Raw genomic sequence first — 15429 nt, 5'->3', positions numbered from 1 at the left:
ATGACTGAAATATTCTGCAAATCTTCAGCCACGAAATTAAGTAAATTCCGCCATACAAAAATCCTAGCACTGGACATGACAATGTCAAGACAAATTCTATTGATTATTTTATTATGAATAGAGAACATCTAAGCTAGGCGAAATTTTCTGAGAAACCATCTTTGGAGAGAATGCGGTCATGGGGACGGTAGAACCGAAACCCAAGCACAATGGAGGTGATATCGCCCTCCCAGGCGATTGCGGTACAGCCGCCGCCTTCCATCCGCACTTCGCTTGCGCCAAACTACACCAGCCCGCAAGCCACTCCTTAACTTATGGCGAGCGCTTGCGAAGACTAGAAACGGGGAGGATGCTGCTGGAGCGATGAGCACGCCTTATGCTAGGGCCGGCGCGCATCGGTGTGATAGAAAACGGGGCGCGGAACTGATTGGTGCAGGCTCTTCCACAGCAATCAATCAAGCAAAAACCTATACACATTCCCCTCCTCCACAAAGGAAGCGAAATGCTTGCCCGCCAAGGGCACAAATCGGCCGGACTTAATCGCGTACTCATTGAACACCACCCCAGCCGGCTCATCCTTGTCACCCTGATAGCGATACTCCAGCCTGTCGAACCGTACTTGGCCGTTCAAAAACCTAAGGCCCTGACAGGATGCAAACAGGCTGGGTAGCTTCCATCCTTGAGGCTTGGATCTGCCCAAGCGCAACAGGTAGACCGACTTATGTCTCACCGCCGTACCCGAGGCCGATGCAGGCGTATTTTCCACGCATGCCCAGCCGGCGGCGAAATACGCCACAGCCCCTCTCCCCAAATCCCCTGCATTAACCACCTCGCCAGGGAAAGCCTTGATCGACTTGGCCAACCATGTCCTGCCATCCAGGATGACCTTGCCCTCTTTCAGCTCTACCTTATGACGGCCACCCGCTGCCATGCCCTGCCAAACATATCGGATGTCTTGTTCCCCCTCCAGGCTGAAAGGTTCTAGCTCGACACCCGAAGACTGGAATAAGCGATTTGGCAGGCTGCTGTAATAGGTCTCATACCCATCAAACAGCTCAGCAGCTAGGGCCCCTGTTGGCAGAAACAGTAAAACCGCGAAATGATTCATGCGCATATCATTGCAAGGTCAGCAGAAACAAGCCATTTTATCGCCGCTCTATCCTGCATAGGCTTCAGAACTCGGCACTTTACCCTTCAATAGGAGCAGCACCATGTTTTTTCCAACATTCAAATCTTGCGTTTGTTGCTACGCTCATCGCAACGATAACCGCCTCATGATTAAACCCAGGCAACTCACCCAATTTCTCCAAGAGTTCCTCCATGCCTTCCGCATTGCTTGAAATGCGACAAAACTGACCACCTCCAGCAAGTACCCAAAACACATCATCTACAAACGGCCCTTGATCCGTGGTTTCAATGCTTACCTCGCCCAGATCAGCCCAATGGAACTCAATATCCTCCCCCCTCAAAGGGCTATGGATAATTTTACTCTCATCAAACACAACCTTCTCCACTGCCCGTCTTGACTTCCACTTAAACAATCGAGACAAAAACCCCATACCACCTCCCTGTCACAACCCAAAACACTCCCCTTCCAATGACTCACAAGGGGGTTAACTGTAGATACTTGACCGGCTTTAGCGCCCCAAGAATTAACCTATACTTCAAATCATCCAAGGAATATCGCATTTCCCCCTCTTTTTTAATCAATACTTTATACCTATTTCCATTCTCGTATTTTCTAAAGGAAAAGACACCGCCCTTCAGCTCGTAACTATCAACCAATTCATCATCACGGTCATCAGGCGAAAATAGATGCACGCGATCCAAAACCAGAAAATCTTTTGTTAAAAGATAAAATTCATAATTAGTTTCCTCCCAGGGGGCATTCTGAAACACCAAAAAATAACGTTCAGAATCTTCCATCCAATACTGAGCAAAGACCGACTCGCTCATAACTTTTACGCCTGTCTTTTTCCCACAAAACAAAAGATCAAAATAAAAGATTACAACCCCTGGCTTTCTTGGACTTTCCACCACATCAAAGTCTTTTATTGCATTTACCATCTAGAGCCCCTCCAACTCTTCACCTAGACCATCAACCCCCTCCTCGACAAATACAGTCACCCATATTTATACAGCAGCACACATAAAATCAGCCACAAGCAATCAGCCATCAATTACAATCACGCAAAAAATCACATTATATCTCTCGTAGTTCAAGATATTTTTTGGGCTTCATAAAATCAAAGCACGACCTATATTTTAGCTCATTCAATAAATAACTCACCCGACCACCCACCCGAACTGATAACTCATATCTTTTTCCACTCTTATATTTTTCAAAAATCAAACTATTTCCTTTAAGGCGGCGCTCTTGAATAAACCCATTATCCTCAGGCGTTGCGCTCAAATTTATTCGATCGACAACGTGAAAATCCTCATCAAGCAGATAGAACAAATAGTTTGTCCCCTCCCAAAAATCATTCTCAAGAACAACAAGAAAGAAATGGTCTATCTTATATTGAGCAAAAACAGTTTCATAATCCACCCTAACTCTTGTAGCATGACCATCAAACATCAAGTCAAAGCATTCGTCTACGCCCTTTGAGGGTTTCACCTCTTGCAAGCCAAACAAATCTATTGGATGCGCCACTTCGTGAATTCCTCCAGTTCCTCATCGTAATTGTCTACGACACTTTCTGCCAACGCTCCACCAACTACACTCCCTGCCAAAACTACAGCAACAGCACAAACAGGAGCACCAGGCCCACACAACGTCGACACGGCTAAACCAGCAAAAACACCGCCAGCCAGACCTCCCCCAATGACAGCCCCCTGTTTAATGGTTTCTTTGGTCTTATTTTCTGATGACGTCACTGCATAGCTTGCCAATGCAGCAGTCACGACCCACCCAACCTTACCAATAACACCCAATTTTTTTGCTTTTACATTAAAATCTTGATTGGGCTTTGCCGATGACTCAATAATGGCATAATACACTTTATTTTTTTCAGCTGGAGTTAATAAATCAAACTGTCTCCCAAAAAGAGATTTCGCTTTTTTATCTAACAGCTCCTTTATAGTTGGGGGTTCCAATTTGTGGCGTTCCGCTATCGCGAGGCCCTGTGCAGAAGTTACAACTCTATGCTCTGCCATTATTTTATTACGCATCGCATATGAGAACTCCATTCCGTCTTTCGCACTCACTCTCCCTGCATTGACTTCATCAAGAACAGTTTGGGCCATCCGTTTGATGTTTTCTTGATAAGATATTCTAACATTCGCGTCTTTAATCACATCCGTTGCAAACCTTGCCGCTGCGGCCTCCAGCATATCCAAGCTTTTCTTGAGCGGGGACTCCAGCTCATGCCTCTGGTTCACCTGGTAGTAGCCCCGGTACTCGATCTTATACTCGGGACCGCTGGCCCCGCTGGTGGTGGATGTGCCGGCGCTGCGGCTTCTGCCATAAGTTACGGTATCGCTCATGTCTCAACCCTCGATCAGATTAAGGATTTTGCTGGAGAGGTTTTCGTCGCTAACGACTTCATTTTCCGGAATTTCAACATGGATGCCCGCGATCTCCGCGATGGAGTCGATCCGCAAACAGCTGGCCTGGTCAAATGTCATCTCCTTCGAACTGCCGTCGTTGAAGTTGATGGTGCAGGTCAAGCCCTGGTAGTTCTCCTGCTCAGGCAGAGCAAACTCGATCCAATTCGGGCCTTGAGCCGGCAAGGCCGACCCTGCCGCAATCATCGCGCTCAGCGGCCCCGGCACCCTCTTGGCTGCGCCAGGGTCGGTATCCACCGTGGCTTGAGATTGGGAGGCAATCAGGACTGCGCCGCAGGAAGTGAGCATCCCTTCCACCGCCACATTCTTGCCCATGAAGATGAAGTTCTGCGCCCCGGCCACGATGACGAACTCTGTCCTGCACTGCGGACAGTAGCCACGGTGGCCGATACCGGATGCGTTCTTGCCATAGATATTGAAGTTGGGGAATGACTCCAGCACGGTGCCGCCATGTGAAGTGGTATCGCCCTCCCGGACGATTGCGCGCGCAGCCATAGTTTTCCTTTCCATTCAAGAAACTAGCTTCCGGCACGCCACGGCCATTCTCGACAATTATTCTTAAGATATCAACTAAACAAAGTCCCCTGTTCCGATTTGTCCATAGATCGCGGCCTTGCAACCTTGTCGCGCGCCTGGTCAAGCCTCTCCCGGCTGGCGCCAAAGTTGACCAGGAGGCCGCAATAACGCCTTCCCCTCCGCACTCCGCTGCGTATGCCTCGTCCATGGGATATGCCGGGCCGCCAGCTATCTAAAGTATTGCGGGGCCTCAGCCAGCGCTTGCTCACGCGACAGGAGCAAAACAGCTTGCCGTCCAAGCAAAGCGGCTTGCGGCACAGGAGGCTTTCCCACGCTATGGCGCCCGGAAAGTGGCGGTCCAGGCGGCGAACTGCTCCGCCGGCATCGGCGCGGCAATGAAATACCCCTGCGCGTAGTCGCATCCCAACTCGCGCAGGCTCTGCCAATCCGCGGCGGATTCCACTCCCTCCGCTACCACCTGCCGCCCCAGGTGGTGCACCAGTTCAATGGTGGACTTGACGATCATGGCGGAGTCTTTGTCCTGCGACATATTCATCACAAAGGACTGATCAATCTTTATGTAATCCACCGGCAGTTTCTGCAGATAGCTCAGCGACGAGTAGCCGGTGCCAAAATCATCCACGTACAGTGCGACACCGGCGCATCGCAGTTCGTGCAACAAGGCCAGCGCCGACTCCGGGTCCAACATCACCGAGCTTTCCGTGATTTCCAGCTCCAGCAAGCCGGTGGGAATCGAACGCTGCTCCTGCCAGAGCCTCAGCTTGTCCGGCAAGGCGTCATCCTGCAAATTGCGCGCGGACAGGTTGACCGCGATGGGCAGCATCAATTGCTGCCTCTGCCAGGCTTGCAGCAGCTCCAGCGTTGCGGTAATGACCCACTCGGTCAACGGATGAATCAGCCCGGACCGTTCGGCGATATCGATGAAGGCGCCGGGAGCCAGCAAGCCATGCTGTGGATGCTGCCAGCGCACCAAGGCCTCGGCGCCGCAGACCTGAGCATCCGCCAGGCAGACCTTGGGCTGTAGATACAAACGCAGTTCGCCCTGCCCTATGGCACGGCGCAGTTCTCTGGCCAGCATCAGCCGCTCGGCCTGCGTTTCGCCCTTGCCTGGCTCGTACACGTAATAAGCCACCCCTCGCTGCTTGGCCTGCTGCGCCGCCTTGCCCATGTGGCGCAACAAGTCGTGCACGTTTCCCCCATGTTGAGGGAACAACGCTATTCCCACCCTTGCCGCAACATCCAGGGTCAACCCCGCCACTTCAAAAGCGCCGGCCATCGTCCAGGTGACCGCAGTGACCAGCACCAATGCCTCTTGTGCATCGGCATCGGGCAGCAACACCGCAAATTCGTCGCCGCGCACCCGTGCGGCCAGGGCGGCGGCCGGCAAGCAATCCTTCAGGCGAGCGCCAAACTCGCACAACACTTGGTCACCCTGCGCAAAGCCGAGCACCTCATTGATTTCCCCTAGTCGTTCGATATTGAACTGCAGCACGGCCAGCACGCGGCCCTCCTGGCTAGCGTGCACAATCGCCAACGTCAACGCCTCTTCAAACTGCAACATATTGGGCAGACCCGTCAGTTGATCGTGACGCAACATTTGTTGCATGGCGACCCGGGCCTGTTCCCGTTCCCGCTGCGCCCGCAGGGTGCCAATGCCGAATGCCAGATCGGCGCTGGCCTCGATCAGCAAGTCGATCTCGTCGTCGTCGAAGGTATCCGCCTGCCTGTCGTAAATGGTCAGCGCGCCGATGACTCGGCCATCCACCTGCAACGGGCAGGCCAGGCCGAATGCCGCGCCATGCAGCAAGGCCCGCAAGGCCTCGTACCGGCTGTCGTTCTGCATGTCGCGCGCCAGTTGCACCTTGCCGGTACGCACGGCGGTTGGCGTGATGCTGATGCCGCCAGCGGCGTCGGCCCTGCCCAGAACAATGCTTTTCAGTTCGTCCAGCCCGCCGGCAAAGCCGCATTGAGCCATCGGCCGTAGCGTTTGCGCATCCCCATCGCCATACCAGATCACAGCCATGCTATAGCCGCCGGCCTCGACGATGGCCCGGCAGCTGCTGTCCAGCAATTGCGGCTCGTCCCTGGCGCGCAACATGGCGCGATTTCCGGCGCTGAGAGTACGTAGGGCGCGGGAAACATGCTCCAACTCGCTCACCTGCTGCAACAGCTCGCTGTTGAGCAACTGGATATGCTCTTCCGCCGCCTTGCGCTCGGTGACGTCGATGCCCAGCACGTAATAGCCGATGACTTCCGCCTGTTCATTGCGCTTGGGCACATAGCGGATGTTCTGCCAAATCCCCGGGAAAGGCTGCCAGTCATAGCTCAGCGGCTCGCCGGACAGCGCTTGGTCAATGTACGGGCAGGCAACCGCATAGCGCTCCGCCCCCAGTATCTCGCTCACGGCGCAGCCGGTGATGCTTGCACGCTCGGGCGCAAAACGTAGCCGATACTGCTCGTTGACATAGACATAGAGGCGGTCTGCATTGACATAGGCGATCAACACCGGCACTGAGCTGAGAATGGCGTGCAGATGCGCCTCGCTTTCCCGCCAGCGTGATGTCTGATCCTGCACGCGCTCGGTCAACAGGGTGTTCTGCGCAAGAATGGTCTGCCGGGCATCCCTCTCGGCCGTGCTGTCGCGGAATACGACCACCACGCCGTTCAATAGGCCACCGCTGGCGATAATCGGGGCCACGGTGTAGCTGATCGGGCACTGCCGGCCGTCGCGCGCCACCAGCTCCCCATGCCAGGACTCCGGCATGTGCAGGGACTGAGTCACCATTCTTGTGCCACACGCCAATAAATCGATAGCCCGGTCGTCTTTATCCCGTCGCACGGTCAATATCTGTGACAGGGGCAAGCCGACGGCCTCGGCAGCCGGCCAGCCTGTGAGAAGTTCTGCGATCCGGTTGCAACGGGTAACCAACCCAGCGGCATTGACGGAGACTACCGCGTCCCCAATGGAGTGCAGCGTGGCGGCCAGGTTTTCCTCGCTGGACGCCAATGCCGCGCGGCTGGCGCTGAGCGCCCGCCATTGCCGCCGCACCATGAAATAAGTCCCGCCCAGCAACAGATATAGCGTGATGCCGCTCAGGCCGTTCCACCATAGCAGCCGCTGCTGCGAGCGCTCATAATCAACCTGCCTCCGCTCCAGCACGTGGTGCTCTTCCTGGTCCATCTCGTCCAGCAAGCGATAAACCTGCGCGCGGGAGGCGCGTAGCGGCGCTTGCGCCGCGTAAGCGCTGGCCGCCGCGCTGCCATACTGACGATACAAGCGCTCCACTTCACGAGAGATCGCCAGACGCTGATTGACCACCCCGCGCAGGGCCGTCCAGCGGTCAAGCTGACCGGGGTTGTCGCCGATTCGTGTACGCACTTGCGCCAGCAATCGTTCGCGCGCCTCAATTGCCCTGTCGCGTTCCTTCAGATTGGCTTCATCGCCTGTCAGGCGATAGTTTTGGGTACTCATTTCCACATTCATGGTATAGCCGCGGATGTGCGCCAACTGATCCGCCACCATGACGCTGTTCGCCAGCCAGTCTGCCGCTTGGCTGGCACTTTCGACAATCTTCCAGATGGAAAGCGACAAGATCGCTACGAACACCATGGCAACGGTAATGGCTGCTCGTAGCTTGGATTCAAATCGGACTTGCAAGATGGCCACTCCGGCATGCTCTTACCTATCGATATCCACTATAGATAGTAAAGTCTGCCGCGGTAGAACAAGGCTTTGATCAGCCGATACAAGTCATCTCATCCCCACTCGGGCCTGTGTTGGCCTCAGTACTTTATTCTTCTACAGGAGCCCGCCCCGGCTTTCGCCAACAGTCAAACCTAGCGTTTTGCTACTAGCTCCTCCACTAAACCGTCAGCCCCGCCTCGGACAATGTCCTCAGTCAAATCCGTGAGTCATACACAAAAAATTAACCATGGAGAATGAGCCCACATTTAAAACCGTATAAGACGTTCTAATTTATCTCTCGTAGTTCAAGATACTTTTGGCTTTATAAAATCAAAGCACGACCTATATTTTAGCCCACTCAATGAATAGCTTATCCAGCCACCCTCCCGAACCAACAACTCATAAACCTGCAGTATCGGCTCACCCCGGAACTGACCCTCTTGACCGGCTTGCTGGAGCAAAACCCGCAAGCGCCGTCGCGCAGCCATGCCTGGAGCGTGTCCACCGACGGCAGCCTGGGCATTCTGCTGCCGCTGGAAGCCGAGTGGCGCACCCGGCGCTTCGGACAGCCAGGCATTTACAGTCTGGGTCTGCTGTACACCAATGCCAAGCAAACCGACCTCTATCTGGGTCAGTCCGGCGGCCCCGGCGCCAAGGCGCTTGAACCAGAACCTGCGCAACGCTCAGACTCCCTCCGCATTGCCGCGGCCTAGTCTAGCCCGCAGAGCCTCTCCGCTCTGCCCCGCCCGGCCTCAGGTGCTGCTCTCGCTCAGCAAACCCGCCAGGGTCAGCAGCCCGGACGCGCCCGCGGCGCCGTCCGGGTCGGCGACATCGTCGCTCTGCGGGATGACCGAGGCGTCCGTCGGGCCCAGCCACAGCGGGGCCAGCCGGTTGAGGCCGCCTTGCATCAGTAAATCCGAGATCAGGTCAAAGGCCGCGGCCGGCGATTGCAGGCGCAGCCATTCCGAGGCCGGCAGCCCCGCCGCGTCCGTTGGGCTGACCTGCAGCTTGGCCGCCATCAGTTGCCGGCGAAAGGCGCTCACCTTGCGGCTGTAGCCGCCGGCGATGTCGCGATCGAACGAGGCCACCGCCATGCTGCCGTCAAAAGTCATGCCGCGGCGCCGGAAATGGGTGGCGCCGCTCAGGCACCAGACGTCGTCGACGATGACGGTGGTGGTGCGCAGTTGCGCCCAGCGGCCGGGGAAGCCGCGCGGGTGGAACACCGCCACGCGCGCCGCGCCGGCGCTTTGCAGGATGTCCACCGCGTCCTTGCGCTGGGCGATCGCCCGGCGCACAAAGGGCGCGTACGCGGGCGCGAAGTCCGTCTCGCGCGGCAGGCAGACAATCACTTTCAGATTGGGGTTGGCCGCCATCCGGTCCGCAATCTTCTGCGCAAGGTCTATCTCGTAGGCGGCGGGCGAGCCGCTGGGGCGCGCGGTGCGGGCGAAGCCGGCGGTTTCAATGTAGATCAGCTCGTCGGCCTCGCCGATGGCGCGGGTCAGCGCCCAGAGCGAATCGCGGTTGCCGTGCTTGGAGACGAAGAACTCGCGCCGCACCGCGTTGATCAGCCGGTCTTCGTTGGAGACGGTGATGGACGGCGCGCTGCCCAGCCCCAGGGCGGTGGCCAGTTGGTTGAGCAGGTTCTGGAAAGTGATGGGCGAGGAAGACCCCAGCGGATTGCCGTCGGGCAGCAAGGACAGTTCCGGCGTCTCGCATACCGCGCACACCGTTTCCAGCGCCACGCCGGAAGAGGTGCCGGGCACGGCGGCCGGCGCCGCCGTCGGCGGGTTGAAGTTGTTGCCGCCGGACATGGCGATCCAGCCCGGCGTGGTGCCCCCCGGCAGCGGGAAAATGGGCTGGGCGCGGCGCAGCGCGTGCTGGGCCAGGTCGTAGGCCAGCGCGCCGGTGACGCGCACGCCCGGCGCATGGGTGTCCGGGCCGGCGGGGTTGCCGGGATTGGCGTTGGCGTGGTCCGCGGACCGGCTTTCGCGCGCCCAGCGGCCGCCGCTGAGCACCGCGTCCCAGTCCAGCCCGGCCGAGACGTTGGCGCTGGGGATGCCGGTGACCACCATGGCGTCGAAGCGGGCCATGGTGGGCATGCGCGGCCCTTGGCGCGGCTGGGTCTCGGACAGCAGCGCGCGCGCCAGGTCCGCCGCGGTGGCCGGCGAGCCTCCCGGCGGCGTGACGGTGCGCGGCAGGCCGAAGAGCGGCACCTGGCAGATGGATTTGATGTTGTCCGGCCAGGCCGCCAGCGGGTCGCCGGCGGCGAACGGGTCGGCCGGCGCGGCCGCCGGCCCGGCCGCGATCGCCGCGCGCTGCGCCGCCCACATGCGCCGCCGCCCGGCGCGCGGCACGATCACCAGGTCGTAGACCAGGGTGCCGGGGCTGGGCAGCGGGTCGCCAGGCTTCAGGCCAAACGGGTTGCGCACCAGCACCGACACCGGGCTGCCCGCCGCGGCGATCGCCGCGCCGCCGTCGGCGCGCAGGAAGGATTGCTCCTCGCCTATGGCCTGGATCAGCTGGAAGCGCTGCGCGAAGACGCGCACGGTGGCGCCGCTGGGCGCGAAATCGGCCGGGATCGCCACCACCACGTCGTTGCTCCCGGACCAGGTGGCGGTGACGCCGGCCGGCGGGGCCATGCCCGCGCCAAAGCCGGCATTGGTGTTGGGGCCGGGAAAGGCCGGCCAGTGCGCGCCCGCGCCCGGCGCGGCGGCGGTGCCCACGCCGGATTCAAAGGTGGGCGACACCGCGAACATCAGCGCGCCGGCGCCGGCCCCCATCATGCGCCCCGCCACTTGCGACGCCGCGGCCAGCATGTCCGGGCCGTCCGCCAGGTAGTCGATGCGCACGCCGTCGCGCACCTGAGGCTGCAGGTCCGCCGGTATCCGCTGGTCGTCCGCGGGGATGCCATTGATCTCGGCTGCGCCGCGGTTGCCGCGCAAATGCCAATCCAGATCCACCGCGAAGGCGCGGACGAACTGGCGCGCCAGCGTCACCCCCGCCGGCAGATTGGGCACGGTGAGCGGCCCGGCCGACATCGTGCCGCCGCCGGCCCAGCCCAGGCGCAGCCTGGCCGCCGCGCTGGCGCCGGTTCCCGCCAGTTGCTGGCCGGCGCTGATGGCCACCAGCCCTCCGGCGCCCAAGGCCGTGGACGAGCCGCCGCCGGACGCCTGTCTTTCCACCCCCGGGCCGCCGCCCGCCGCGGCAAACGCGCGGCCGTGCAGCGTGACCACCTGGGCGAGCACGCCGCCGGCCAGCCCGGCAATGCTGCGCACGCCGCCCGCCGCCGCGGGCGATGCCCCGCCGGCGCTGATATCCAGCGCGGGAAACGCCGTTTGCAGATCGTCCAGCATCGCGGCCACCGCGACCGGGTCGACGATGAGGCCGCGCGCATCGTGAAAGCTCAGCGCAGCGCCCGCCGCGCCGGCCGGCAGCGCGTCGCCCGGATCGTAGCTGTGCGGCGAGACGTTGCCCGTCAGGCCGCGGATCACCATCACATGCGGCACGGCGCGCACCTGGGGCTGTCCGGGCGCGGCGTAGCGGCCAGCGGCCAGACCCTCCAGCCGTGCCGCCGCCTGCGGATGCAGCCGCAGCGCCGCGCCGGCCCCGGTCAAGGGCGCGCCGTCCGCCGCGCGGAACGCGGACAGGCTGTCCAGGTATTCAAGAATGCCGCGCCACGGCGCTTTGGGCGCGCCGGCAAAAGTGAGCGTGAGCGCCGCGCCGTCAAACGCGGGGTTGGCCCCGCCCCAGCTGGGCCCCAGCCGCAGCGCGGTCAGCCCCAGCGCGTCGAGCCCGTGGTCCTTGAGCGCCTGCGCGGCGCTGGTGGGAGTCAGCGTGAAAACCGTGGCCATGGCGCGCTCCTTAACCGTGAGCCCGTTGTTCGACCGTGCGGCCGTCGGGCGTGATGATGCGAACCAGAACGCCGCGCAAGGCCAGCGCCGTGACGATGGCGAAATGGTCGCGCGCCGGCGCGGCCTGGCGCGCCACCGCCGGCCCGGACGCCCCTAGGGCGGGCCTACCGGACACCGTGGGCACCGAGGCCAGCTCCGCCTCGAACACATAGACCCCGTTGATCAGCTTGAACTGGGACGGCAACGGGCGCGGGCCGATGACGATGGGCGGTATCCCTATGCCGCCTATGCCGCCCAGCCCGGGCGGCAGCCGCGGCGAGATAGGCGGAATGGGCGGCAAGGGCCGGATCGGCGGTATCGGCGTGATCGGAGGAAGCGCTGGTTCGGGCGTCAGTTCGATGCGCAGGCGGTAAACCCCGCCCGCGTCGCTGTCCGGCGCGTTGCTGGTGAAGGTGTAGGCCTTGCCGGACGGCGACAGCGCCGCGCCGGCGATGGGCGACAGCAGCGGCAGCGGGACGACGGAGCCGGACGGAATGGCCAGCGTGCGCTCGCTGGCGCGCCCCAGCGGATCCGTCATCCGCACCGTCACCGACACCGCGTCGCCGATGGCGGCGCGGCGCACCAGCAGCCGGTATTGGGTGGGAGCGCCGTCTATGCGCCAGACGTCCGTGCCGGTGACGGGCGGCGCCAGGCCCAGCTTGTCCAGCGCGGATTGCCGCCGCAACAGCGCCGCGCCGCCAGCCAAGGAGGCCTCCACCGACAGCAGGTGCGGCCCGGCCGGCGTGGCCGCCACCGGCGCGCTGGAGCTGAACTGCAGCAGCACCACGGCGGGGTCGCCGCCTGGCCAGCTCATCGTCAGCGGGGACAGATCCGGCGGCCCGGCGGGCGGGATCAGCACCGACACCGCGGGCGACGGCCGCGAGCGGCCCTTGAGCACGCCGCGCAGCGCGTCGTCGTCGCTCCAGGCCACGGCGCGATACCAGACATTGCGCCATGAGCCGCTTGGGCGGTCCTCGCCGGCCAGGCGAGCGATCCAGTCGCCGCCGCCGTCCGGCGCGCTCACCGTCCAGCCGCCGCCGCTGGCCGTGACGCTGGCGATCGGCGGGCCCATGCTGTCCAGCGCGCGCGCCGCGTCGTCCACGCGCACGCGGTACAGGTCTATGCGCTTGGGCCGCGCGCCGGACTCGCCGCGCGTGCCCACCCGGATGCGCGCCCGGTAGTCCGGCGCGGCGGGCGGCTTGTCGAACACCATCTGCACTTCTATCGTCGGCGGCGCGGGCTCGGCCACGCGCGGCGCGGCATAGGCGATGAGCGCCTGATCCGCGTTGGGGCCGCTGGGCCAGGGCGCCTCGTGGCCGCCCGCCATCATCGGCAGCACGACGTAGACGTGGATGTCGCGCGAGCCGCGCGGCATCGTCACGTCGGTGGCGGTGACGGTGATCAGTTCGGCGTTGCGGCGGATGAAGTCGCGGCGGATGGGATTGGTCTTGAACGCCTGCTTGATCGTGCTCAGCCGCTGGCTGAGCGTGCGCTCCGGCGTTGGCTCCGGCTGCCCGGGATGGCTGCTCAGGATGCGGGTCTCGGTGCTTTCGTACACCGCGTAGCCCACGGCGCCGGCCACCGCCGCCCAGCTCAGCTGCGCGTGGCATTCGCCGGCGGCGTCCGGCAGGCTGGCGAGCTGGACGATGTCGACGGCGGTGGGCCGCGCGCGCGGGTCCGAGGCGTAGGCCAGGCGCGGCGTTGGCGACCACGGACCGCTGCGGTGCGGCGCGATGGCCTCCACCGCGCGCGCCTCCAGCAGCAGGCCGATATGCGGCGTGGCGCCGAAGTCCAGCGAAAAGCCCGGAATCGTCAGCCGGTAGCGCCGGCTGCTGCCCTGCGCGGCGTGGCCGGGCGTCACCACCGCCGTGCCCTCCGCGTCCAGCGCGGCCACCGTGCCGCCGGCCAGCGCGGGCGCGTCGCCGGCGAAGGTCAGCTGCATGGCCGCCGCCGCGCCGCCCAGCGATTTTTGCAGCCCCGCCGGCGCGGGCGCGGCCGGCGGAGCGCTGCTGCGCGTGGCCGCCGCGAACAGGCGGCCGCGCAAATCTATCCGCGACGGGGTGCGCACGCGCCAGTCCACCGAGATGTCGCACACCAGGGTGGCCGCGCAGACGCTGCCGCTGCCCGGATCCGTCGCGCGCAGATCGGCGGACAGGAACTGCACCGGCGACAGCTCCGGCTGGCCCACGGTGATGGCCGCCGCCGCCCACGGGCTCCAGACGCCGAAGATGTTCTGGGTGGCCGCCGCATACGTCATGGCCACGCTGCCCGGGTCGTTGGGAACGGCGAGCGCGCCGTCGGTGGCGCTCTGCCGCGTCGGCTCCGGGTCGCGGTCGTTGCGCGCGCTGCCGATGGGGCGATGGCCGCCGGCCTGCGCGTGTTTCTGCAGCAAAGCCTCGGCCGCGCCGGGCGCGCCGTTGCGCCGCCGCGCCGCGGCGTAGCTGGCCACCGCGCTCAGCTGGTTCAGCGGGAAGCGCTCCCAGCTTGCCCGGATAGACGCCAGCCAGTCCCGGTCCGCCAGCGACGGCCGCAGATTGGCCTGGAAGTCCACCGCGAAATCCGCCGGCGTGGGCGCGGGCAAGACCATGCCCGGACGCGGCACCAGCGCGGCGAACTCCACCGGCGCCGAGGCCCCGTCCAGCCCCTTGTCCCACAGGCCGGTGATCAGCCAGTCCCAGTCGCTGCGGCTGGAGTCGCCGAACAGCTGGCTGCTGGCGAAATTGATGGGCGGAATGTCCTCGTCCGCGTAGCCGGTGCCGTAGCCCAGCGTCACGGCCAGCAGCGGATCGGTAGACGCCGCCATCGCCAGCAAGCCCACCGGCGAGAGATCGGCCTTGCCCGGGTCGGTGGCGGGCATGGTTTCGCCGGCCGGGTTCTGCGGCGGATCGATGGTGAAGGTGAAGCGCTTGGCCGCCTGCTGGTTGGGCGGCAGCGAGGCCACGTCATGCAGCATGGGCAGCAGTTCGATGGCGCTTTCGTCCACCAGTTTGGCCGGGTCCGGCAATTGCCACATCGGCGCCGGCGCGGCGTCCGGAAACGCCGGCCACCAGCCCAGCGGATTGACGCCGCGCTGATAGCGGTCCACCGCGGCGTCCTGCGCCGGCATTTCCGCCCCCACCCTGCCCTGTTTGACGCCGTGGCGCTGGCCCAGGCCCGCCCAGTCCGCCTCCGTCACCGGCAGCCCCACGGTTTCCACCAGCTGCCAGCCTTCCACTTTCTCCAGTTCGTCGGCGTTGAGCCCGGTGGGCGGATCGTAGCTGGAGACGTTGACCAGCATCAGCCCGGTGATCAGCGGCGCCTGAAACTCCAGCGTGTCGCCGCCGCCGGCGGCCAGGGTGCGGGACTGCACGGCCACGATGGCCTCCAGCACCGGCGGGCCGGCCAGCACGGCCACGCTGACCATGCCGCCGGCGCTCGAGTGCACGGTCAGCCGCGCCGAAGCCAGCGGCGCGTCGAACTGAATGATGCGGAACAGCGGCGGCAAGGCCAGCTCTTCGTAGCCCACCGGATGCGGCTGGCCCAGCGGCGTGGCCGGGCGGCGCCAAACCTTGAACGGTTCGCTGGGCAGCCCGGCCGCGGGGCTGGTCTGCCAGCGCAGCAGCAAGGCGCGCCGTTTGGGCGGCACCATGGTCGACGCGCCGATATTGGGATTGGGCCCGCCGCGCTGGCGCAGGAGTAGGCTGAAATCCACCAGGGCGCCTTGCGCGTTCAGGATCGCTGGGTCGTAGATACGGGTGGCCATCGCGG

10 protein-coding genes are annotated in these 15429 nt (G+C 63.1%); 1 reads left to right on the top strand and 9 read right to left on the bottom strand.

The features are described from left to right. Window positions 1-451 precede the first annotated feature (451 nt). The 7 genes from VK98_RS15365 to VK98_RS15345 form a co-directional block, all read right to left on the bottom strand. Window positions 452-1108 carry a hypothetical protein gene (locus tag VK98_RS15365; RefSeq protein WP_156187895.1) on the bottom strand — a complete coding sequence of 219 codons (657 nt, stop codon included), beginning with the start codon at window positions 1106-1108 and terminating at the stop codon, window positions 452-454. Window positions 1109-1187: 79 nt separating this feature from the next. Then, window positions 1188-1559 (bottom strand): hypothetical protein, encoded by a 372-nt coding sequence (locus VK98_RS23790; protein WP_197083065.1) that lies wholly within the window; start codon window positions 1557-1559, stop codon window positions 1188-1190. A 43-nt stretch (window positions 1560-1602) separates the two neighbouring features. Continuing rightward, complete coding sequence (locus VK98_RS15360; protein WP_156187893.1) at window positions 1603-2067, bottom strand: hypothetical protein; 465 nt, start codon at window positions 2065-2067, stop codon at window positions 1603-1605. Between the two features lie 136 nt (window positions 2068-2203). After that, complete coding sequence (locus VK98_RS23785; protein WP_156187892.1) at window positions 2204-2656, bottom strand: hypothetical protein; 453 nt, start codon at window positions 2654-2656, stop codon at window positions 2204-2206. Further along, a complete protein-coding gene (locus tag VK98_RS23425; protein WP_197083064.1) occupies window positions 2641-3489 on the bottom strand; it encodes a hypothetical protein in 849 nt (282 codons plus the stop codon). Before VK98_RS23425 ends, VK98_RS23785 begins: the two co-directional genes overlap by 16 nt. A gap of 3 nt (window positions 3490-3492) precedes the next feature. After that, the gene (locus tag VK98_RS23420; protein ID WP_082159055.1) at window positions 3493-4065 is read right to left on the bottom strand and encodes a PAAR domain-containing protein; all 573 of its coding nucleotides are present in this window, start codon (window positions 4063-4065) and stop codon (window positions 3493-3495) included. A 355-nt stretch (window positions 4066-4420) separates the two neighbouring features. Further along, window positions 4421-7774: an EAL domain-containing protein gene (locus VK98_RS15345; RefSeq protein WP_231589295.1), complete on the bottom strand. Its 3354-nt coding sequence runs from the start codon at window positions 7772-7774 to the stop codon at window positions 4421-4423. Between the two features lie 383 nt (window positions 7775-8157). Between VK98_RS15345 and VK98_RS15340 the strand changes: the two genes are divergently transcribed. Continuing rightward, window positions 8158-8505, top strand: a complete 348-nt coding sequence (locus tag VK98_RS15340) for a carbohydrate porin (RefSeq protein ID WP_082159054.1) — start codon at window positions 8158-8160, stop codon at window positions 8503-8505. A gap of 39 nt (window positions 8506-8544) precedes the next feature. Here the strand turns inward: VK98_RS15340 and VK98_RS15335 are convergent, their stop codons facing one another. Both VK98_RS15335 and VK98_RS15330 read right to left on the bottom strand, forming a co-directional pair. Beyond that, window positions 8545-11643 (bottom strand): hypothetical protein, encoded by a 3099-nt coding sequence (locus VK98_RS15335; RefSeq protein WP_048414879.1) that lies wholly within the window; start codon window positions 11641-11643, stop codon window positions 8545-8547. Between the two features lie 10 nt (window positions 11644-11653). Further along, on the bottom strand, window positions 11654-15424 hold the full coding sequence (locus VK98_RS15330; RefSeq protein WP_053077415.1) for a hypothetical protein: 3771 nt from the start codon (window positions 15422-15424) through the stop codon (window positions 11654-11656). Between the last annotated feature and the right edge of the window lie 5 nt (window positions 15425-15429).

This window comes from Chromobacterium sp. LK11, from assembly GCF_001043705.1.
Classification (GTDB): domain Bacteria; phylum Pseudomonadota; class Gammaproteobacteria; order Burkholderiales; family Chromobacteriaceae; genus Chromobacterium; species Chromobacterium alkanivorans.
This window is presented reverse-complemented; position numbering and strand designations above follow the sequence as displayed.